Consider the following 19,474-nt stretch of genomic DNA (forward strand, 5'->3'; position numbering starts at 1 on the left):
AAACCAGAGAGCGAATATCTCTCTGGTTTTCATCTTTGGTAGGCGTTACAGGAGATAGGAGATTCTAAAATTGGCGCTTTTTACATTCATTCGCCAATATAATGAGAGACTGGGTTTGTTGCGTCTGTCCGTTAACCTGCGCTTTAGCATGTTTCGGACGAGTCCACGTATGGTTAAATAATTCAGAACGACTATCTAAGCGATCACGGTAGCTCATCTTTATCACCTCGTGTAGGAAGTTAATTTAATTTGTACTACTCTTCCTGCTGATTTGCAGCACGCATACGTTCTTGTGGGTGCGTGTTAATTGTGCCGTTAGGTCGTTTCGAAGCGAAGCGTGATTTCGCTTTCGGTTGACCGTCGATTTTGCTGTTGTTTTTTGACTCAGACCAAAATTCGGCTTGTTTACCCATTGCGAACGCCCTCCTCATCATCAGTTGATACCTCTTGAAGAAGTATCAATTATAGAATGTGCAAAATTGAAGAAACTATCCTTTAGAAATGAAGGGATAAATAGGTAAAAGGAGATTAGAACATGAATGATATGTATGAAGCATTAACGAAAGAACTATTAGACAAAAATGACCAGCTTTCTTACGCGCAGGCTCGTGCGTGGGTTGAATTACTATGGGAAGATTTTCAAACAACTTATGCGAAGTCAGGTCGTTACCAAGGTGATGAAATGACTGAACAAGTGGTAAGAACATGGATTAATAATCATGGAGCGCGTCTTCATGAAATGCGTACAAATAATCCGAAATATAGCCATTTAATCAATCAGGAAGATCATTTGAAACATTAAAAAAAGCGACTTAAGTCGCTTTTTTTAATGTGGAAGTAACTCCAGCTTTTTGCGGAGTTTTTCTTCACTAAAAATCCATCCTGTATAGGAACTAATAATATTTAAATTATGATCGAGTTGAACGATTGCAACGAATGGATAATAATCTTTACTGCGATATCGCAAATCAATGAATCGAACTTCGTAATAATGATCATAATCGAAAACGTCCCAGCGATACACAGGGGAGAAAGATAGAAATGCTGAGATGTTTTCATCTTGTTTCGCTGCGCGCATAATAGCGTTATCTGGGAACGGTACCCGGTCGAACTTATCATAGACCATGATGTTACCACGATGCCATCTAGCAACGTAGTAATAATCAGTTGTAACGATTGCTAAATGATAATGATAAAATCTGTAAGAAGGGGAAATGATTATCTTCTCAACGTTATTGAAACGTTTATATACGACGCTACGTATGTTTCTATGCATCATAATCCGTCCGATATAGTAAACGATCATCAATATATACGCTGCTAAGGCAGTATACCCTTTATGGGAACCTACGAGCATACATGCAATAGCGAGTAGATGAATAAAGAAAATGACGGTATCGAATGTATTAATGATACCGAGCGCTACCCATTTTTTTGTGAAGGGTCGTAATGCCTGTGTACCGTAGGCATTAAAAATATCTACAAAGACATGAAGAAAGACGGCAATAAATGACCAAAGTAGTAGGTGCAAATATGGGGCGTCTAAAAAGAAGGCGAAAGAGATGCCACTTATAAGGAATGACCAAAGAATCACTGCAGGAATGGAATGAGTAATCCCACGATGATTTCTTATATATTTAGCGTTATTACGCAATTTTAAAACTGTATCGATGTCAGGAATATTGGAACCGGCAATTGTAGCGAGCATAACTGCTTGTGGCCCAATATCACTTTGTGCTATGGCTGGATCTAACGTTGCCAAACTGCCTAGAGTAACGCCCATAACAAGGTGAGTGGCTGTGTCCATAGAAATACACCTCCGTTTTTTATTAATGTAACTCTTTTTATTCGATACCTCAAGTCCTTTGCCTTCTATTTCCTATGTCATCTTACTTAAATTTTTTCCTAAAATCTTTATAATAGTACTTATATGCAAAAAAATGAGGGGGATCAAGTTTGACACTTGAAATATTAAATAATTTTAACATAGAGCAGTTTCAAAATGATTTAATTGGTTGGTTTGAAAAAGAGCAACGCGACTTACCGTGGCGTAAAAATAAAGATCCATACCGCGTTTGGGTTTCAGAAATTATGTTGCAGCAAACAAGGGTAGAAGCTGTAAAACCATATTACGCGAATTTTATGGGGAAGTTTCCTACTCTAGAAGCTTTGGCAAATGCAGATGATGAAGAAGTGTTAAAAGCGTGGGAAGGTTTAGGGTATTATTCTAGAGCACGTAATTTACATGCGGCCGTAAAAGAAGTGAAAGAAGTATACGGCGGAATCGTACCGAGTGATGTAAAGAAAATCGAAAAATTAAAAGGAGTCGGCCCCTATACAAAAGGTGCTATTTTAAGTATCGCATATGGTATACCAGAGCCGGCAGTTGATGGAAATGTTATGCGTGTATTATCCCGTATTTTATCAGTATGGGATGACATTGCAAAACCGAAAACTAGAAAAGTGTTTGAAGAGATTGTACGTGAAATTATTTCGGCTGAAAACCCATCTTATTTTAATCAAGGTTTGATGGAATTAGGTGCACTAATTTGTATTCCAAAAAATCCATCTTGCTTACTTTGTCCTGTACGCGAGCATTGCCGAGGATATGCTGAAGGCGTTCAAAAAGAGTTACCAGTAAAAAGTAAAGCGAAGGCTCCGACAATGGTACCGATTGTTGCAGGGGTGCTTCAAACAGAAGATGGTCGTTACGTCATTAATAAGCGTCCAAGTACCGGGTTATTAGCTAACATGTGGGAGTTTCCAAATGCTGAACTTGGCGAAGGGATTCGGAACCAGAAAGAGCAGCTTACAGATTATATGAAAGAAAAATTTGAGCTTTCGATTTCTATTGAAGAATACGCAATGAATGTACAACATACGTTTACACATCGTACTTGGGATATATTCGTATTTTACGGAAAAGTAACCGGTGATATTGTTGAAACAGATACATTGAAATTTGTATCGAAAGAAGCATTTGAGCAGTTACCTTTCTCGAAATCGCATCGTACGATTTATGAGAATTGCGTTGAGAAAATTACGATGCAATAAAGTGAAACTTTAATCAGTGGGGGTCTTACTGCCCATTAAAGCGGGATAAATAAAAAAGTGTTCCCTATATTGGGAACACTTTTTTAATCGTAAGAAATTTTTGTCCCATGAGTCCAACTAGCCTCACCTTCTTGTAAGCCGCCTCTTGTTTCAATTTCTATTACAATTTCTTTGTAAATACTTTGACCTTCTGCATTTAAATAAGGCAGAATCTGTTGTAATGAATGATGAAAATAAGCCAATTCATCTTCTTGCCATTCACTTTTTGAAACCATCGTTAGTTCAGTCATATCGCGTCCTATATACATATTTCCACCTCCATTTTCTATAGTTTGAATGGGTGATGAGAGATATATACAAAATTTTTTCGAAAGAAAATGACGGATAGCTTCTAAAGGAATTGGTTACATTATTGGTTGTGGAGGTGAGAAAGATGAGTAAAAAACAACAAGGTTATAACAAGGCAACTTCTGGCGCTAGCATTCAAAGTACAAATGCTAGTTATGGTACAGAGTTTGCGACTGAAACAAATGTACAAGCAGTAAAACAAGCAAACGCACAATCAGAAGCGAAGAAAGCGCAAGCTTCTGGTGCACAAAGTGCAAACGCTAGTTATGGTACAGAATTTGCAACTGAAACAGATGTGCACGCTGTACAAAAACAAAATGCAAAATCAGCTGCAAAACAATCACAATCTTCTAGTTCAAATCAGTAATGAAAGAAAAACACTTCTCTAACTCAAGAGAAGTGTTTTCTTTGTGCTTGGGTCATGGTAATGAAAAAAAAGTGAACGACATAACTTCTAATAAGTCAACAAATGTAGTCAAAGGAGAAGGAAGCTAAAGATTAGAAATATGTAATGAGGAATAATAACTGGTAAATAAGTCCAAAAGGGGGTAAGTAATGAACGATTTTGATAAGTTGGTAGGAGAGCAATTGGAAACGATGGATGAGTTGTTAAAGTTACAAGCTCATCTAGAGAAGTATCAGCAAATTGAAATGAGCGAAAAGGATACGTGCGATAAAAAGGAATTACATTTTATCCGCCAAGAAATATATAGAACAGAATTAGCGTTAAAACTGTTACATGAGAAATTTGAAGAGCAAACAAATAGTGTGATTCAATCTTTTGAAACTGAAAAAATGATTTCGAATTTAGGGTAAGACATATTGTTACCTTTCGGTGAAAGGTCCTTCTTTAGATAGAAATAAGGAAGGGCTTTTTCTATTCTCACTTCCGCGTGTCTAAATAATGTAGCGAAGGATCTAGCCCCTAAGAAGCTTAGAGATATGGTATGCAGTGTGAAAAAACAGAGTCTTGTCGCTTTAGTTTTAAAATTTCGACAAAAAAGTTATAATAGAAAAAAAGTGGATGCAGTTCAAAGGGCATTTGCAGTTGAAAGAAGGGAGCATATATGGGATTTCCCAAAGAAGGAGAAAGAGTACAAATACATAGTTATAAACATAATGGCTCCATTCATAGAATGTGGGAAGAGACAACAATTTTAAAAGGGACACAGAGTCTTGTGATCGGAGCAAATGATCGTACAGTAGTGACAGAATCAGATGGCCGAACATGGATTACTCGTGAACCAGCAATTTGTTATTTTCATGCAAACTATTGGTTTAATGTGATTGGGATGCTAAGGGAAGAGGGAGTATATTATTATTGTAATTTAGGCTCACCTTTTGCATATGATTCTGAAGCATTGAAGTACATTGATTATGATTTAGATATTAAAGTGTATCCAGATATGACATATACGCTTTTAGATGAAGATGAGTATGAAAAGCATAGTCAAATTATGCAGTACCCACCTGTTATTGATACTATTTTAAAACGAAATGTAGCACAATTAACACAATGGATTCATCAGAGAAAAGGGCCATTCGCGCCAGATTTCGTAGATATGTGGTATGAAAGATATTTAATGTACAGAAATTAAAACAAACCTGCAGGGGATTTCCCGGCAGGTTTGTCCTATTAGAGGGGGGATTATGTGCAAGGTATAAAAAGATATTTGCAATTTGTTAAACCATATCGATGGCTTATTGCTATTACGATTATGATTGGTCTAGTTAAATTCGGCATCCCGCTTATTATGCCGTGGTTATTAAAATATATTATCGATGATGTGATTCAAGGCGGAGGGTCACTTCAAGATAAAACCTATCAATTAGTAACAGCTGTTGGGATTGCCTTTTTTATTTTTGCAGTAGTAAGACCGCCGATTGAATATTATCGTCAATATTTCGCGCAGCGTATCGCGAACACAATACTATATGATTTGCGAAAACATATTTTTGGTCATTTGCAAAAGTTGAGTTTACGCTATTATTCGAATACAAAAACAGGAGAGATTATTTCACGTGTCATTCATGATGTAGAACAAACGAAGGATTTTGTAATTACTGGTTTGATGAATGTTTGGTTAGATACGGCAACAATTGCTATTGCTATTATTGTTATGTTTTCTATGAATGTAAAATTAACATTTGTTGCGCTATTAATTTTACCTATTTATGTAGTGGCAGTGAAATATTTTTTCGGGCGTCTTCGGAAATTGACGAAAGAGCGTTCACAAGCTTTAGCAACGATGCAAGGGTATTTACATGAACGTATTCAAGGGATGCAAGTGACACGTAGCTTTGCATTAGAAGAGTATGAGGGTAAGCAGTTTGAAAAAAGAAATAATGAGTTTTTGACGAAAGCATTAACACATACGAGTTGGACGGCGAGAACATTTTCGGCAGTGAATACGTTAACAGATTTAGGACCGTTACTTGTGATCGGTTTTGCAGCGTACGAAGTGATACAGGGGCAATTAACATTAGGGACTATGGTTGCCTTTGTTGGATATATGGATAGTTTGTATAGTCCGCTTCGCCGACTTGTTAATTCTTCTACGACATTAACGCAGTCTTTCGCATCGATGGATCGAGTGTTTGAATTGTTAGATGAGAAATACGATATTGTGAATGTGCCAAGTGCGGTACAAACGAAAAAATTAAACGGTGAAGTGATATTTGATAATGTATCTTTTCGTTACAATTCAGATGAAAGAGAGGTATTACATAACATTTCATTAACTATGTTGCCAGGAGAAAAGGTAGCACTTGTAGGAGCAAGTGGGGGAGGGAAGTCATCTCTTGCTAGTTTAATCCCGCGTTTCTATGATGTTTCTTCAGGCGCAGTTTATGTAGATGGGATAGATGTTAGAAAGTATGATATGAGAAATTTACGTAGTCATATTGGAATTGTACTGCAAGATAATTTGTTATTTAGTGATACAATCGGGGCAAATATTTTATATGGAAATCCGAAAGCTACAGAGGAAGAAGTGATTTCAGCTGCCAAAGCTGCGCAAATTCATGATTTTATTATAGAGTTACCTGATGGTTATGATACGGTCGTTGGGGAACGCGGTGTGAAGTTATCTGGTGGGCAAAGGCAACGTGTAGCGATTGCACGAGTGTTTCTAAAGAATCCATCGTTACTTATATTAGATGAAGCGACATCCGCTTTAGATTTAGAAAATGAACGGTATATTCAAGAGGCGCTTCAGACGTTAGCTGCTGATCGAACGACGATCATAATCGCACATCGATTGGCGACGATTACGCATGTGGATACGATTATTTATATTGAAGATGGTGAAATTAAAGAAACAGGTTCTCATGAAGAGTTAATGAAAAAAAGAGGGTTTTATTACAATTTATATCAACTTCAACATATAACAGAAACAGCTCCTTTAGCGTAAAAGGAGCTGTTTTCTTTATTCGTCTTCTTTTTTATCTTCGATTTGGAGTTCTGCTTCTGGTTTATGGTATGTGTAGAAGCTATCCACAAGTAAATCTAAATGCTCTACTTCTTCACTATAGTTAATAATGGCAGAAATTAGAGGAAAGAGGTGTAGCCATGTTTTATACGCTTCCTCATCGTCTTTGTTTTGATAATCCATAAAGATATCAATTAGTTCTTGTTTACCTGTTTCAACTTCATCAAGCATTTCAACGGATTGTTGTTTTTTTGCTTTACCAATAAATTTTAATAGCACTTGTTCATGATAATGCGTTAATGAATCAAGTTCGTTTTGGATAGATTCTTGAAATTCTTCTGGCATATAGCGCAGTTCATTTTCAGTACGATGTAATGATTTTAGCGTACTTAAAGCACGGCTTGTCGTCGCTAACATTTGTCTGAATAAAACGAGCTTCCGAATTTTGGCGAACTGTACTTTTTTCGTGTAGCTTCTTTCTTCTTTATACAGCAAATAGTAATGGTTTAGTTTGATCATTTTTTCTTTCATACGATCAATATCAGTTTTTAGCGTTGTAAAATCAGAAGCTTGCCTGCTATTCATTCGAATCCACTTTACAATTTCTTCTGTATTATCAACGATACGATGATACAATTTTGTTTCGTATTTTGGCGGCATAAACACTAAATTTACAAGTGAAGCCGCAATAATTCCAATCATAATCGTCGCAAAGCGAAGTAAGGCAAAACTGAAGAAATCTTCGCCTTGATACTCCATAATGGCGATAACTGTTACTAAAGCAATTGATATTGTGTTTTCTAATCGTAATTGTAACGTAAGCGCAATTACTAATATACATGTTAATCCAATAATAAAAGGATTATGTCCAAAAGCAGTAGCAAATACGATAGCGAATACCGCGCCAATGACGTTTGCTTGAATTTGCTCAAGAGCAGTTAAATACGAGCGGTATACAGACGGTTGAACAGCGAATATAGCTGAGATTCCCGCAAATACCGGACTCGGTAATTGAAGTAAAATACAAGCAAATAAAGCTAATGTGATGGCAATACCCGTTTTTAAAATGCGAGCACCAAGTTTCATACCCTTAATAAGATCCTTTCTCTTGTCATAATGAATGTACAACATGATACTATACATTCATTACAATATGTTAGCAAGTGATATTTTAGTGACGTTAATAAGAAATTAAGATTCATTTATACTTTTTCCTAATTCTTTTTAAACATCAATTTTTAGTAAAAAAACCTGCTGAATTTCAGCAGGTTTCAAATTGTTACTATAGATTACTATGAGAAGTGTACTTCGTCAATTTATTCTTGAAAATGAAAGTTAGGTATATCACTCTGTTGAGATAGATGGATCAGCCTGCTCCTTCTTCGGGATAATTTCAAAAAACTGTTGCTGCATATCATCGAGTAACGGTGTTAATAAAGCAACTTCCTCGTATTGCTCATGCTCATTTAATACACGAATATAATCTAGCAATAACTCAGTTACATCTTGCACACCATTTTTACTAATTGGTTGTAATGTAACATTTGCTCCTTTTGCGATTCTTCTTTTTAAAGCCTGTTCAGTTAAACCTAAGCTTGAATCATGACGTAAATATACAACACCGCCAGTCATACCAGCACAGATCCATGGACCAGGATCCCCTAAAACAAGCGCTCGCCCATTTGTCATATATTCAAAAGCGAAACCTTTAATATTAGAGTATGCCCCTATATTCCCTTGCTCTTTTTCACGGAGTGGCTTTGTCATACGCCCTCCAATTATCATGTCTGCTCCAGAGAGGCGAATACCAGCGCGAGCATCAGCATTACCTTGAACGTATAGCGATCCTTTTTGTGCACCGTATCCAAAACCTTTTCCGACAGAACCGTTATAATATATGCCGTCTTTTCCTTTTGCTTTCGTTATATAAATACCACCACCAAAGGAGGTTTTACCAATGCCATCTTGTGCACCGCCATTTACGTGTATAAATAAGTTCTCGCTATTGTAAGCACCTAATCCATTTCCAGGAATAGAACCATTCGTATACTTTAATGTAAGTGGTTCAAGCTTCGTGTCTTCATATAATTTACTACGAACGCGATAGCAAGATTCTAGACCACCCATAACGCGTTGCTCTACGCCAACTCCTACTAATTCTTTCGAATGAGGGGAATGAACTGTTTCAAATTGTTTTTCCGGTACGTATTCTGTTTGTGTAACAGATGGATGTTCTATCGTTTGTAGTAAATTACATAAGTCTAATAAATTTTCGCCTCGAACTTGTTCTAATAAATCGGAACGCCCGACAATTTCTTGTAAATTTGTATAACCAAGATTTCCTGTTAATCGTTTTAGTTCTACACCAAAAGTGGTGAATAAATGTAATAATCCAGCAACGGCGCTTTCTAATTCGCGTGGGACGAAGCGGCGTAATCCGTGTTCTTTCGCCTGAGCTTCAGACTCAATTTGTGTTGCAATTCCAACGTGACAAGTATCTAGATGACATCCACGGCAAGTTGTACAGCCGATTGCAATCATGGATAATGTACCAAATCCAATACGGTTTGCCCCAAGGAGCATGATTTTCAAGGCGTCATTCACACTTCGAATACCACCGTCTGCCCAAATTTCTACCTTGTGTCTCATATTTGCTTCTAATAAAGCATTGTGAGCGGCTTTCACACCGATTTCTACAGGAAGGCCTACATGTTGCAATGCGTGAATACGTGCAGCTCCTGTACCGCCATCAAATCCGCTAATGTTAATAAAATCAGCGCCAGCTTTTGCGATACCGACAGCAATTGTTCCAATGTTAGGGACAACAGGAACTTTTACAGCTACTTTCGCAAGTTGATTGGCGGTTTTAATTTCTGTAATCATTTGAGCTAAATCTTCAATGGAATAAATATCATGGTTGTTAGAAGGTGAAATTAAATCTGAGCCAATTGTAGCGTTACGTGCTTCAGCGATTTTGGCTGTTACTTTTGAACCTGGTAAATGTCCACCTTCACCAGGCTTTGCACCTTGACCAATTTTTATTTCAATTAAGTTTGATGAATTTAGTAGTTCGGCGTTTACACCAAATCGCCCAGATGCAACTTGTTGTCCACGTGTATGTGGATACTTTCCGATCATGTCTTTAATTTCGCCGCCTTCACCGTTCAAACTGATCATATTTAGCTGGTCAGCTGCTTCTGCATACGAACGAAAGGCAACTTCATTTTGAGAACCGAATGACATGGAACTAATAATAAATGGTAAATCATGATTTTGAATGCGGATCGACACTTCTTCAGCCGGAACGATATGTTTTGTTTCTTTCATTTGAACAAGGTGTCTAATTGCAATTGGGTTATTTTCTTCTAATTCACTTAATTTGTCACGATAATCATCATAAGAGTTTCCTTTTGCGACATCGCCGATTGCTTTCCAAATTCGCGGGAATATATGAAAAGATTTTCGCATTCTAACTTTAGGATCGTTGTAATCATCTGCGCGCATTTGTGCATCTTCAGCAAGTGAAGCAAGCGAAAAGGCTAAATTATTTGAACCCAAGAAATTCGTAATTTGTAATATATTTGCGATTTCCTCATGTAATCCGATAGAAGAATAGAGGCGACCGTAACCGCGTAATTCATGAATTCCAATTGTTGAAATGACTTTTTCCAGCCCTTTATTAAGAGCGTGATATAAATTTGTAATGGGTGTTTTTGTCCCATCATTTACGGTTGCAAATAATAAATATGGATTAATACTATCTGCTCCTAATCCATACAGTGTGACGATATCATGTAAGGAGCGAAGGGCACCAGAACGTATAACGAGAGAGCAGTTTCGGCGTAATTTATTTTCGCTTAATACTTGATGTACTTTAGCGGTAACTAAATGCGGATCAATCCATAACCGTTCATTTAGATGAGCGTCGGCATCGTCTATTAATAGTAGGGAAGCTCCATCGTTCACGGCTGTTATCGCTTCAGAACTAATTCGATTTAAGGCGCATTGTAAAGTTTCTGCCGGACTGAATGTAGCAGAGATTGTAGCGATAGAGCTATGAGTATTGAATAGCTGTATAAGTTGTTCGTACGTAATTGTTTGTAATTCCTCTGCGATAGATTGTGCTACACTTCCTTCTAAAATAACGGGGGAAAGCATCTCAACTACAAATGGCTGTTTAGCGCCGCTTAATAAACTTGGACGCTCTCCAAGTATCGTCCGTGTGGAGAAGTGTTCGACCTCTCGATCGCGATCGATTGCTGGATTTGTAACAACGGCTACACTTTCCTTAATGAAGTCAGCGATGTTTCGTCTATCAGTATCGAGTGCGGCAAGTGGTGAGTCATGCCCAAGTGAGCGAATTGGCTCAACGCCTTTTGTTGCCATCTGTTCAAGAAGTTGAATATGCTCTCGATCCCATCCAAAAGCAACATATTGCTTCGTCTCAACTTGCATAGAATCACATAGTCCCGAGGTTTCTTTCGTTTCAGGGGTAGATAAGTTTAAATGATAACCTTTCGTATCCACTCGTTTTTTTAAACGGTTATATACTTGAGTTTGGTAGTCATCGTATTCGTAGAGTACAAGCTCATCTTGTTCATTCCACTTTAGGCCGACTTTTTCTCCAGGAGCGAGTGGTTTCGGTTCTGCTACATATTCAGTTGGTGATACAACTCCAGGTTCAGAAGAGAAAATATAAGAGCTTTCTGTTTCAACTTTCCATACTGGTCGTAGTCCAAGGGAATCAACGCTGAAAACAGCTTCATCTTTATAACGTGAAATAATGCCAGCTGGACCTTGCGCAAAATGGCCCCAAGCTTCACGTATATACGTATATAAATCTTGTAAATGTGGTTCATAAAGTTTAATTTCATTAATAATTGGTGGGAATAGTATGTCCATTGCTTCAAATAAACTGTAGTCGTATTGAACAAGTAGAGTTTCTAAGGTGCGGTTTAAATCTTGGGAGTCACTGCCCCCAGCAGTAAGTGGAACATGGATCATTTCAGCTTGATCGCGTAATTTTGCAATTGTGTTAATTTCACCATTATGTCCGAGAACGCTAAATGGTTGTACACGAAAAAAATTAGATAATGTATTAGTAGAATAGCGATTATGTCCAAGTGTCATAGTTGAAGCGATAAGTGGGTGTTGTAAATCATTGTAATAGGCAACCAGTGTATCCCCAGCACCTAGAACTTTATATACAACATGGTCACGACTTAAAGAAGCAACATGAATCGCTTCGTTTTCCTCTATTTTAATCGTTACTGAAAATAATGTTTGCTCAATATGTTTAACTTCATTTTCCGCGATAAGAGCAACTTGCCAAAATAAAGGTTCTTCCTGTTTACCAAGTGGACCGAGTGCATCGGAATTTATTACGTCGTCACTTTCGAAAATCATAGTGAAATTTTCGTTATTTAATTGCGTACGAATATGATTCTTTAAATTAACTATATTTGCATTTTTGTTTAGAAAAAAATGTCCAACGATAAAGTGGGGATGATCCACGATCGTTGGATTATATCCGCTACTTTTTAGTTTTTCATTCCAAAGTGCTTTTGGGACATCAATGTGAATGCCGATTCCATCTCCTTCACCATTAATGAAGCCAGCCCGGTGATTCATTTTGACTAGTGATTGTATACAAAGGTCAATGTTTTCTTTTGTAGGAATTTTTCGTTTCTCCATAACGGAAACGATTCCACACGCATCGTGTTCTGCATTTTTATAACCTCGAAATAAAGACGGTGTCCATGTATTTGTTTTATTGAGCATCCGTCAATCCCCCCTCTTATTGAAGTTTGAATAATCTTACTATTTAAGGCGTGAGCAGCCTTGTATACAAGGATAGTAAGGATATAAAAGAAAAATTAAACAGATAATTATGAATAATTATACTATTAATGAGGGATTTATGAAATAGAAAAAAGGAAAAAAGAAAGATGTGCTTTCTTTTTTCCTTGTAATGACGGGATTATTTATCCTCTGCTAAAGCAGCAAATGCTCTGCCTACAGCTTCGATTGTATATTCAATATCTTCTTTTGTATGTTCTGTCGTTAAGAACCATGCCTCATATTTCGAAGGTGCTAAGTTAACGCCTTCTTGCAGCATAAGCTTGAAGAATTTACCGAACATTTCACCGTCTGTATCTTGTGCTGCATCGTAATCTTCAATTGTATTTGTTGTGAAGTATACAGTTAAAGCACCTTTTAGTCGGTTTAATGTAATATCGATATTATGTTTTGTAGCTTGCTCTAAAATTCCCTTTTCAAGCATTGCACCAAGTTCATCTAATTTCTCATAAAGCCCTTCTTGTTGAAGAACTTCTAGACAAGCAATACCAGATGCCATAGAAGCAGGATTTCCTGCCATTGTACCAGCTTGATAGGCAGGTCCAAGCGGGGCAACTTGTTCCATAATTTCTTTCTTACCACCGTAAGCACCAATCGGAAGTCCGCCGCCAATAACTTTACCAAGCGCTGTTAAGTCTGGTGTTACGCCAAGTAAGTCTTGAGCACCACCGTACATGAAGCGGAAAGCAGTAATAACTTCATCATAAATTACTAGTGCGCCAGCTTCGTGAACAAGTTCATTCACTTTCTCAAGGAAGCCAGGTTTTGGCTCTACAATACCGAAGTTTCCAACAATCGGTTCTACAAGGATAGCTGCTACTTCATGTCCCCATTTATCTAATGCTTCTTTTAAAGTTTCTACATTATTAAATGGAACAGTAATAACTTCTTGAGCGATACTTTGTGGTACACCGGCTGAGTCAGGAGTTCCTAGCGTAGAAGGGCCTGATCCAGCTGCTACAAGTACTAAATCAGAATGACCGTGGTAACAACCAGCGAATTTCATAATTTTTGTGCGGCCTGTGTAAGCACGAGCGACACGAATTGTTGTCATGACTGCTTCAGTACCAGAGTTTACGAAGCGGACTTTATCTAATGCAGGCATTGCTTCTTTTAACATTTTTGCAAATTTTACTTCTAGCGCTGTTGGTGTTCCGTAAAGTACACCATTTTCAGCAGCTGTTGTAATTGCTTTTGTAATGTGCGGGTGAGCATGTCCAGTAATAATAGGACCGTATGCTGCTAAATAATCGATATATTTATTTCCGTCTACATCCCAGAAATAAGCACCTTTTCCACGTTCCATAGCAACAGGAGCGCCACCGCCAACTGCTTTAAAAGAACGAGAAGGACTATTAACGCCACCAACAATATGTTCTAAAGCTTCTTTATGTAATGCTTCTGATTTTGTGAATTTCACTACAATTCATCTCCTTACAAAAATCTATGTATTATTCTAACATGTTTTTCGAAAAGACGTATTGTTTGTGATAGAGAAGGCAGTTGGGTAAACTATTCGTTGTGACATTTAGGAAGGGGGTCCGGTTATGAAATCGGTAATTGAGGTACAAGGGTTACGTAAAGAGTTTACAGCCTATTCAAGTCGTCCAGGTTTAAAGGGTGCATTTCGCGATTTATTAAATCGTAATTATAAAATAGTACCAGCAGTAAATGACGTATCTTTTACTGTGAAACAAGGTGAAATGGTTGGGTATATTGGTGAGAATGGTGCCGGTAAATCAACGACAATTAAAATGCTTACGGGGATTTTGACTCCGACATCAGGAGAGATTTTAGTAAATGGGATGAACCCACACAAGCAGAGAGAAGAATTTGTAAGAACAATTGGTGTTGTTTTCGGTCAACGCTCGCAACTTTGGTGGGATATTGCTGTACAAGAATCGTTTCGTTTATTAAAAAAGGTGTACGGTGTATCAGACGCTCAGTATAAAGAGCATATGGAGCACGTAATTGAAACGTTAGATATTGGTCCTTTATTAGATAAGCCAGTTCGAAAGTTATCTCTAGGGCAAAGAATGCGTTGTGAATTAGCGGCAGCATTAATTCATAATCCGCCGTTATTATTTTTAGATGAACCTACAATTGGGTTAGATGTTCTTGTGAAATTGAAAATACGTGAATTTTTAAAAGAAATGAATGAGCGTTATAAAACAACAATTTTATTAACAACCCATGATATTACTGATATTGAAGCTTTGTGTGAGCGCGTTATCATGCTGGATGAAGGAAATATTATGTATGACGGTTCTTTAAATAATCTTCGTACGCAGTGGGGAGCGGAGAAGGAAATACACTTTCAATTTATTGCACCAGTTTCCTATCAGGCTTTATCAATGGTTATGCCAGATAGTCATGTCGTTTGGTCGAAAGCGAAAGAGGAAAACGCGTGGGTTGCAAAAATACCGAATGAAGAAGTTATCATTTCAATGCTTATTTCTAAAGTAGTACAAGCATTTCAAATTAAAGATTTAAAAATTAACGAAGTGTCTACAGAGGAAATCATTCGTAACATTTATGAAGAGGGTATTAAACATGGGTAAGTACATTGAAATGATTCGGATTCGCTTTTTAATGATGCTTGCGTATCGTACAAACTATTATAGCGGGATTTTAATTTATACAATTAATATCGGTGCGTATTATTTTTTATGGCAAGCAATTTATAGTGGAAAAGAGAATATTGAAAGTTTATCTATTTCGCAAATGACTACGTATATCGCAATTGCGTGGATGGCACGTGCCTTTTATTTTAATAATATAGATAGGGAAATTGCGATGGAAATTCAAGAAGGGCGTGTAGCGGTAGAACTGATTCGTCCATATAACTATTTAGGGATGAAAGTAATGCAAGGTCTCGGTGAAGGGATATTTCGTTTTGCTTTCTTTTCAATTCCAGGTATGGTTATCGTTACCTTATTATTTTCATTGCAAATTACAACGAATTTTCAAACGTGGTTATATTTCTTCTTATCTTTAATATTTAGTTTTATTATTAATACACAAATTAATTTAATGACGGGAATGCTCACGTTCTTCCTATTTAATAATAGTGGAATTATGTATGCAAAACGTGTTGTTATTGATTTATTTTCAGGTCTATTATTACCAATTAGTTTTTATCCGTTATGGGCTCAGAAGGCAATGGTATTTTTACCGTTTCAGGCCATTAGTTATATTCCGAGTATGATTTTTTCAGAAGGTATACAAGGAAGTAAATTGTATGAGGCATTATTATTCCAAGTAATTTGGGCAATTGTACTTATTATTCCAATTGTACTCATGTGGAGAACGGCGAGAAAACGTCTAATTGTACAAGGGGGATGATGAGATGATATATATAAACCTATTTTTACAATATGCAAGCCAATATATAAAAACAAAATTGGAGTATCGGGGCGATTTTATCGTTGGATTACTTTCTGATTTATCACTGCAGGCTGTTAATTTAATCTTTATTCTCGTTGTGTTTGGGCATACGCAAGCATTAAAAGGCTGGAGTAGAGAAGAAGTTATCTTTATTTATGGTTTCTTTTTAGTGCCGTTTGCCATTTTCTCAGCTTTCTTTAACATATGGGACTTTAATGATCGTTACATTATTAAAGGAGAAATGGATCGTATATTAACGAGACCGATTCATAGTTTGTTCCAAATTATATTAGAAAGAATGGAGCTTGAATCTTTAATTGGAGCGATTACAGGAATAATTGTAATGGGCTACGCAGCGGTGGAGTTGCAATTATCTTTTTACTGGTACGATTTCTTCTTATTCTTACTGATGGTAGGAGGGGGCGCCCTTGTATACGGAGGGATATTTGTTACGCTTGCAAGCCTTGGTTTTTGGTCGGATGCGAAAAGTTCAATTATGCCGCTAATGTATAACATAGGTAACTATGGTCGCTATCCTGTTAACATTTATAACCGTGTGATTCGTTTCATTTTAACGTTTGTTTTACCATTTGCGTTTGTCGGAGTGTATCCAGCAGCATACTTTTTAAGAAAAACAGAGTGGAATAGCTATGCATTTGCAACACCATTCGTTGGTGTTATCTGTTTTACGATTGCAATTACTCTTTGGAATCAAGGGGTAAAAAGGTACCGTGGTGCTGGGAATTAATTATAGAAGCTTGTTTGTTTCTAAGGGATAAATCCAATAGCTGTCTCATACATATAAAATGAGGTGGAGGACATGTTATGGGGATTTATTCTATTAATTGTAGCAATTGCTATTTTGAGAAGTGTCCAATTGTTATGGAGTTCATATTCAGATTCTAGGCGTTTCTTTTCGCTTTATAATTTAGCCTCCTTATTTTTAATTTATACAACGGTATTGATTGCGTTTGGGTTAAGTTATGTTGTATTAGAAGAAATGGGCTTTGCAGTTTTGAAAGAAGATGGAGAAAGCTTGCATGCCCAATCTTTTCAACTTGTAGAAATTTGCTTATATTTTAGCGCAGTTACTTTATTGTCCGTTGGGTACGGTGATATAGCTCCGATTGGAATAGGGAGATGGATTGCGATTGCAGAAGCGCTAATTGGATATACATTACCGTTTGCTTTTGTCATGAGGTCTGTAATAGACAATGAAAAATAAGATAGCATTTGATATAGTAAAAGAAAAGAGTAGGAGTGATAACAATGATCACAGTAGGAGAAATGGCTCCAGAATTTACATTAGAGGGAAGTAACGGGGAAGAAGTTCGCTTAGCTGATTTTCGTGGTAAAAACGTAGTTCTATATTTTTATCCGAAAGATATGACTCCAGGATGTACAACTGAAGCGTGTGATTTTCGAGATGCATACGGATTATTTCAAGAGAAAGATACAGTTATTCTTGGTGTAAGCCCTGATTCAGCGAACAGACATCTGAAATTCATTGAGAAGCATGAACTTCCATTTGTACTTTTAGTAGATGAAGATCATAAGGTAGCAGAATTGTACGATGTTTGGAAATTGAAAAAGAACTTTGGGAAAGAGTACATGGGAATCGAGCGTTCTACATTCCTTATTAATAAAGACGGTGAGCTTGTAAAAGAATGGCGTAAAGTGAAAGTGAAAGGACATATTGAGGATGTTCTTTCTTATATAAAGTAAATTCACTGTGGAGATAAAATATATAGAAGTAAGGCAAGTGTCTATACATATTTTATCGTCTTACATAAAGTGAAGTGTAGGGCATACCTCCTCAGATGATAGTATTCCAAGTGCGATTATGTCGCACTTTTTTTCTATGTAAATGTATAGAAAATGGGGAAAGATATATAAGAATAAGGCTATATACAAAAATAAACCACATACTTATAGTAGAAATATTGACGATTTATAAGAAAAGGAGTACACTCTTTATAAGAATTATAAAATAATAATCCGTATAGAATCGGGGTGCATGACGGTGGTCAAAGAAGAATTAAAAGAAGCGCTAGAAATGCTGAAAAATACGGGTGTACGCATTACTCCACAGCGTCATGCTATTTTAGAGTACCTTGTGGAATCTATGACGCACCCAACAGCGGATGACATTTATAAAGCATTAGAAGGTAAGTTTCCAAATATGAGTGTTGCAACTGTTTATAATAACTTACGTGTATTTAAAGAGGTTGGACTTGTAAAGGAATTGACTTATGGAGACGCTTCAAGTAGATTTGATTATGTTACAAGTCAACATTATCATGTGATTTGCGAAAAATGTGGTAAGATTGTTGATTTTCCTTATGGAGGTTTGGAACAGCTTGAAGAGGAAGCTGCGAAAACGACAGGCTTCGTTATTAATAGTCATCGCTTAGAAATTTATGGCGTTTGTCCAGAGTGTCATAAGGCGTAATATATAATAAAGAAAGAGGCTGACGGCTTTACGTCAGCCTCTTTCTTTATTATATATGGGAATTGCGTTAGGTTCAGGAGGGTTTACAATGTTCAGTGAAGAACCTAATTTAGTTAAGGATAAATACAAAAGGTGATTTCTTGGTTAAGAAATCACCTTTTACTGTTTAGTTTTGTAAGGCTACATTGTACCCGTATATACCTATGATTTATAGCTCTTCTTATTATATTTCTCATCAAATTCTTTTCCTTCTAGATTTCGATCCATTGTTAAAGGTTGGTTGCAATGCATACATGCGTCGACACGACCGAGCATTTTTGTTGGCTTATCGCAGCTTGGACAAATAATTTGTACAGTTTTAGTAGATAACATGCCAATCCAAAAGTAAACGACAGTACTAGCGATAACAGCTAAGAAGCCAACCATCATAAATGTTGTCATAATAATAATGTTTTCACGGAAAAAGACTCCTAAGTATGCAATGAAGAGGCCGATAAATACTAAACTTAATGCAAAGGTCCGGATTTTATTGATTTTGTTTGAATACTTAATGCTCATTCTCACCACTCCCCTATAATAATAATATAACATAAAATTTAGAATTTTCACTCGTTCGTAAATGTGATAAACCGATAAGATATGAGATATGGAGTATGATGAAGAATGAAGGGAGGCTATAATGGTTTTTGGAACATGATTTTAAGATTTTAACGGGATGTGAAATTTTTTTATAAAAAGTATTGACCCTGTATGTACTGCATGATATATTAATAACCGTCGCTGATGCGGAAACGCAGAAAACGACAAAAAAGAAATTAAAAAACTTAGTTGACATCGAAAAACGAAGATGTTAACATAAGGAAGTCGCAAATGAGCGACCAAGTAGTTCTTTGAAAACTGAACGAAACAAACAACGTGAAACGTCAATTTTTATTTTTAGATG

20 protein-coding genes are annotated in these 19,474 nt (G+C 36.7%); 12 read left to right on the top strand and 8 right to left on the bottom strand.

The features are described 5' to 3' along the window. Positions 1-64: 64 nt before the first annotated feature. Positions 65-217 (bottom strand): YpzG family protein, encoded by a 153-nt coding sequence (locus tag ACHZK0_RS02610; protein ID WP_000122093.1) that lies wholly within the window; start codon positions 215-217, stop codon positions 65-67. 37 nt (positions 218-254) lie between these two features. Beyond that, positions 255-413, bottom strand: a complete 159-nt coding sequence (locus tag ACHZK0_RS02615; RefSeq protein WP_000517891.1) for a small, acid-soluble spore protein K — start codon at positions 411-413, stop codon at positions 255-257. A gap of 122 nt (positions 414-535) precedes the next feature. Between ACHZK0_RS02615 and ACHZK0_RS02620 the strand changes: the two genes are divergently transcribed. After that, on the top strand, positions 536-802 hold the full coding sequence (locus ACHZK0_RS02620; protein WP_395761118.1) for a YfhJ family protein: 267 nt from the start codon (positions 536-538) through the stop codon (positions 800-802). A 24-nt stretch (positions 803-826) separates the two neighbouring features. Here the strand turns inward: ACHZK0_RS02620 and ACHZK0_RS02625 are convergent, their stop codons facing one another. Continuing rightward, complete coding sequence (locus ACHZK0_RS02625; RefSeq protein ID WP_061676747.1) at positions 827-1,807, bottom strand: metal-dependent hydrolase; 981 nt, start codon at positions 1,805-1,807, stop codon at positions 827-829. Between the two features lie 149 nt (positions 1,808-1,956). On the opposite strand from ACHZK0_RS02625, the gene mutY reads away from it, so the two are divergent. Further along, positions 1,957-3,054, top strand: coding sequence for an A/G-specific adenine glycosylase (gene mutY / locus ACHZK0_RS02630; RefSeq protein WP_061676748.1), 1,098 nt, complete (start codon positions 1,957-1,959; stop codon positions 3,052-3,054). 83 nt (positions 3,055-3,137) lie between these two features. Here the strand turns inward: mutY and ACHZK0_RS02635 are convergent, their stop codons facing one another. Next, positions 3,138-3,362 carry a hypothetical protein gene (locus ACHZK0_RS02635; RefSeq protein WP_061676749.1) on the bottom strand — a complete coding sequence of 75 codons (225 nt, stop codon included), beginning with the start codon at positions 3,360-3,362 and terminating at the stop codon, positions 3,138-3,140. A 125-nt stretch (positions 3,363-3,487) separates the two neighbouring features. On the opposite strand from ACHZK0_RS02635, the gene ACHZK0_RS02640 reads away from it, so the two are divergent. The 4 genes from ACHZK0_RS02640 (at position 3,488) to ACHZK0_RS02655 (ending at position 6,815) form a co-directional block, all read left to right on the top strand. After that, positions 3,488-3,769, top strand: a complete 282-nt coding sequence (locus ACHZK0_RS02640; protein WP_071724351.1) for a gamma-type small acid-soluble spore protein — start codon at positions 3,488-3,490, stop codon at positions 3,767-3,769. 188 nt (positions 3,770-3,957) lie between these two features. Then, positions 3,958-4,218 carry a YgaB family protein gene (locus ACHZK0_RS02645; RefSeq protein ID WP_000997582.1) on the top strand — a complete coding sequence of 87 codons (261 nt, stop codon included), beginning with the start codon at positions 3,958-3,960 and terminating at the stop codon, positions 4,216-4,218. A 251-nt stretch (positions 4,219-4,469) separates the two neighbouring features. Next, on the top strand, positions 4,470-5,000 hold the full coding sequence (locus tag ACHZK0_RS02650) for a DUF402 domain-containing protein (protein ID WP_061676751.1): 531 nt from the start codon (positions 4,470-4,472) through the stop codon (positions 4,998-5,000). Between the two features lie 54 nt (positions 5,001-5,054). Then, positions 5,055-6,815 carry an ABC transporter ATP-binding protein gene (locus ACHZK0_RS02655; RefSeq protein WP_270606491.1) on the top strand — a complete coding sequence of 587 codons (1,761 nt, stop codon included), beginning with the start codon at positions 5,055-5,057 and terminating at the stop codon, positions 6,813-6,815. Positions 6,816-6,830: 15 nt separating this feature from the next. Here the strand turns inward: ACHZK0_RS02655 and ACHZK0_RS02660 are convergent, their stop codons facing one another. The 3 genes from ACHZK0_RS02660 to hemL form a co-directional block, all read right to left on the bottom strand. Further along, positions 6,831-7,919 carry an aromatic acid exporter family protein gene (locus ACHZK0_RS02660; protein WP_061676753.1) on the bottom strand — a complete coding sequence of 363 codons (1,089 nt, stop codon included), beginning with the start codon at positions 7,917-7,919 and terminating at the stop codon, positions 6,831-6,833. Between the two features lie 258 nt (positions 7,920-8,177). After that, positions 8,178-12,614 carry a glutamate synthase-related protein gene (locus ACHZK0_RS02665; RefSeq protein WP_395761119.1) on the bottom strand — a complete coding sequence of 1,479 codons (4,437 nt, stop codon included), beginning with the start codon at positions 12,612-12,614 and terminating at the stop codon, positions 8,178-8,180. Positions 12,615-12,813: 199 nt separating this feature from the next. Further along, positions 12,814-14,112 (bottom strand): glutamate-1-semialdehyde-2,1-aminomutase, encoded by a 1,299-nt coding sequence (gene hemL / locus ACHZK0_RS02670; protein WP_262741342.1) that lies wholly within the window; start codon positions 14,110-14,112, stop codon positions 12,814-12,816. A 127-nt stretch (positions 14,113-14,239) separates the two neighbouring features. On the opposite strand from hemL, the gene ACHZK0_RS02675 reads away from it, so the two are divergent. The 6 genes from ACHZK0_RS02675 (at position 14,240) to perR (ending at position 18,531) form a co-directional block, all read left to right on the top strand. Beyond that, positions 14,240-15,253: an ABC transporter ATP-binding protein gene (locus tag ACHZK0_RS02675; protein WP_000843649.1), complete on the top strand. Its 1,014-nt coding sequence runs from the start codon at positions 14,240-14,242 to the stop codon at positions 15,251-15,253. Further along, positions 15,246-16,037 carry an ABC transporter permease gene (locus ACHZK0_RS02680; RefSeq protein ID WP_000521523.1) on the top strand — a complete coding sequence of 264 codons (792 nt, stop codon included), beginning with the start codon at positions 15,246-15,248 and terminating at the stop codon, positions 16,035-16,037. The genes ACHZK0_RS02675 and ACHZK0_RS02680 overlap by 8 nt, the downstream gene beginning before the upstream one ends. 4 nt (positions 16,038-16,041) lie before the next feature. Then, positions 16,042-16,827, top strand: a complete 786-nt coding sequence (locus ACHZK0_RS02685) for an ABC transporter permease (RefSeq protein WP_061676757.1) — start codon at positions 16,042-16,044, stop codon at positions 16,825-16,827. Positions 16,828-16,899: 72 nt separating this feature from the next. Further along, positions 16,900-17,304: a potassium channel family protein gene (locus ACHZK0_RS02690; RefSeq protein ID WP_061676758.1), complete on the top strand. Its 405-nt coding sequence runs from the start codon at positions 16,900-16,902 to the stop codon at positions 17,302-17,304. Between the two features lie 44 nt (positions 17,305-17,348). Beyond that, positions 17,349-17,804 (top strand): thioredoxin-dependent thiol peroxidase, encoded by a 456-nt coding sequence (gene bcp / locus ACHZK0_RS02695; protein ID WP_262741341.1) that lies wholly within the window; start codon positions 17,349-17,351, stop codon positions 17,802-17,804. Positions 17,805-18,102: 298 nt separating this feature from the next. Continuing rightward, positions 18,103-18,531 (top strand): peroxide-responsive transcriptional repressor PerR, encoded by a 429-nt coding sequence (gene perR, locus ACHZK0_RS02700; protein WP_000237831.1) that lies wholly within the window; start codon positions 18,103-18,105, stop codon positions 18,529-18,531. A gap of 201 nt (positions 18,532-18,732) precedes the next feature. On the opposite strand, the gene ACHZK0_RS02705 is transcribed toward perR, so the two are convergent. Continuing rightward, a complete protein-coding gene (locus ACHZK0_RS02705; RefSeq protein WP_000025063.1) occupies positions 18,733-19,089 on the bottom strand; it encodes a YgzB family protein in 357 nt (118 codons plus the stop codon). Positions 19,090-19,474 lie beyond the last annotated feature (385 nt).

Origin of the sequence: Bacillus sp. 3G2 (assembly GCF_044324725.1) — a bacterium.
Lineage (GTDB): Bacteria > Bacillota > Bacilli > Bacillales > Bacillaceae_G > Bacillus_A > Bacillus_A mobilis.

Bases quoted from the DNA above. Each gene is read 5' to 3' on its own strand.
- ACHZK0_RS02705 (WP_000025063.1), bottom strand. From the start codon at position 19,089: ATGAGCATTAAGTATTCAAACAAAATCAATAAAATCCGGACCTTTGCA.
- ACHZK0_RS02645 (WP_000997582.1), top strand. From the start codon at position 3,958: ATGAACGATTTTGATAAGTTGGTAGGAGAGCAATTGGAAACGATGGAT.
- ACHZK0_RS02610 (WP_000122093.1), bottom strand. From the start codon at position 217: ATGAGCTACCGTGATCGCTTAGATAGTCGTTCTGAATTATTTAACCAT.
- ACHZK0_RS02650 (WP_061676751.1), top strand. From the start codon at position 4,470: ATGGGATTTCCCAAAGAAGGAGAAAGAGTACAAATACATAGTTATAAA.
- ACHZK0_RS02675 (WP_000843649.1), top strand. From the start codon at position 14,240: ATGAAATCGGTAATTGAGGTACAAGGGTTACGTAAAGAGTTTACAGCC.
- bcp (WP_262741341.1), top strand. From the start codon at position 17,349: ATGATCACAGTAGGAGAAATGGCTCCAGAATTTACATTAGAGGGAAGT.
- ACHZK0_RS02625 (WP_061676747.1), bottom strand. From the start codon at position 1,807: ATGGACACAGCCACTCACCTTGTTATGGGCGTTACTCTAGGCAGTTTG.
- ACHZK0_RS02690 (WP_061676758.1), top strand. From the start codon at position 16,900: ATGTTATGGGGATTTATTCTATTAATTGTAGCAATTGCTATTTTGAGA.
- ACHZK0_RS02635 (WP_061676749.1), bottom strand. From the start codon at position 3,362: ATGTATATAGGACGCGATATGACTGAACTAACGATGGTTTCAAAAAGT.
- ACHZK0_RS02640 (WP_071724351.1), top strand. From the start codon at position 3,488: ATGAGTAAAAAACAACAAGGTTATAACAAGGCAACTTCTGGCGCTAGC.
- ACHZK0_RS02685 (WP_061676757.1), top strand. From the start codon at position 16,042: ATGATATATATAAACCTATTTTTACAATATGCAAGCCAATATATAAAA.
- ACHZK0_RS02680 (WP_000521523.1), top strand. From the start codon at position 15,246: ATGGGTAAGTACATTGAAATGATTCGGATTCGCTTTTTAATGATGCTT.
- ACHZK0_RS02620 (WP_395761118.1), top strand. From the start codon at position 536: ATGAATGATATGTATGAAGCATTAACGAAAGAACTATTAGACAAAAAT.
- ACHZK0_RS02615 (WP_000517891.1), bottom strand. From the start codon at position 413: ATGGGTAAACAAGCCGAATTTTGGTCTGAGTCAAAAAACAACAGCAAA.
- ACHZK0_RS02660 (WP_061676753.1), bottom strand. From the start codon at position 7,919: ATGAAACTTGGTGCTCGCATTTTAAAAACGGGTATTGCCATCACATTA.
- ACHZK0_RS02665 (WP_395761119.1), bottom strand. From the start codon at position 12,614: ATGCTCAATAAAACAAATACATGGACACCGTCTTTATTTCGAGGTTAT.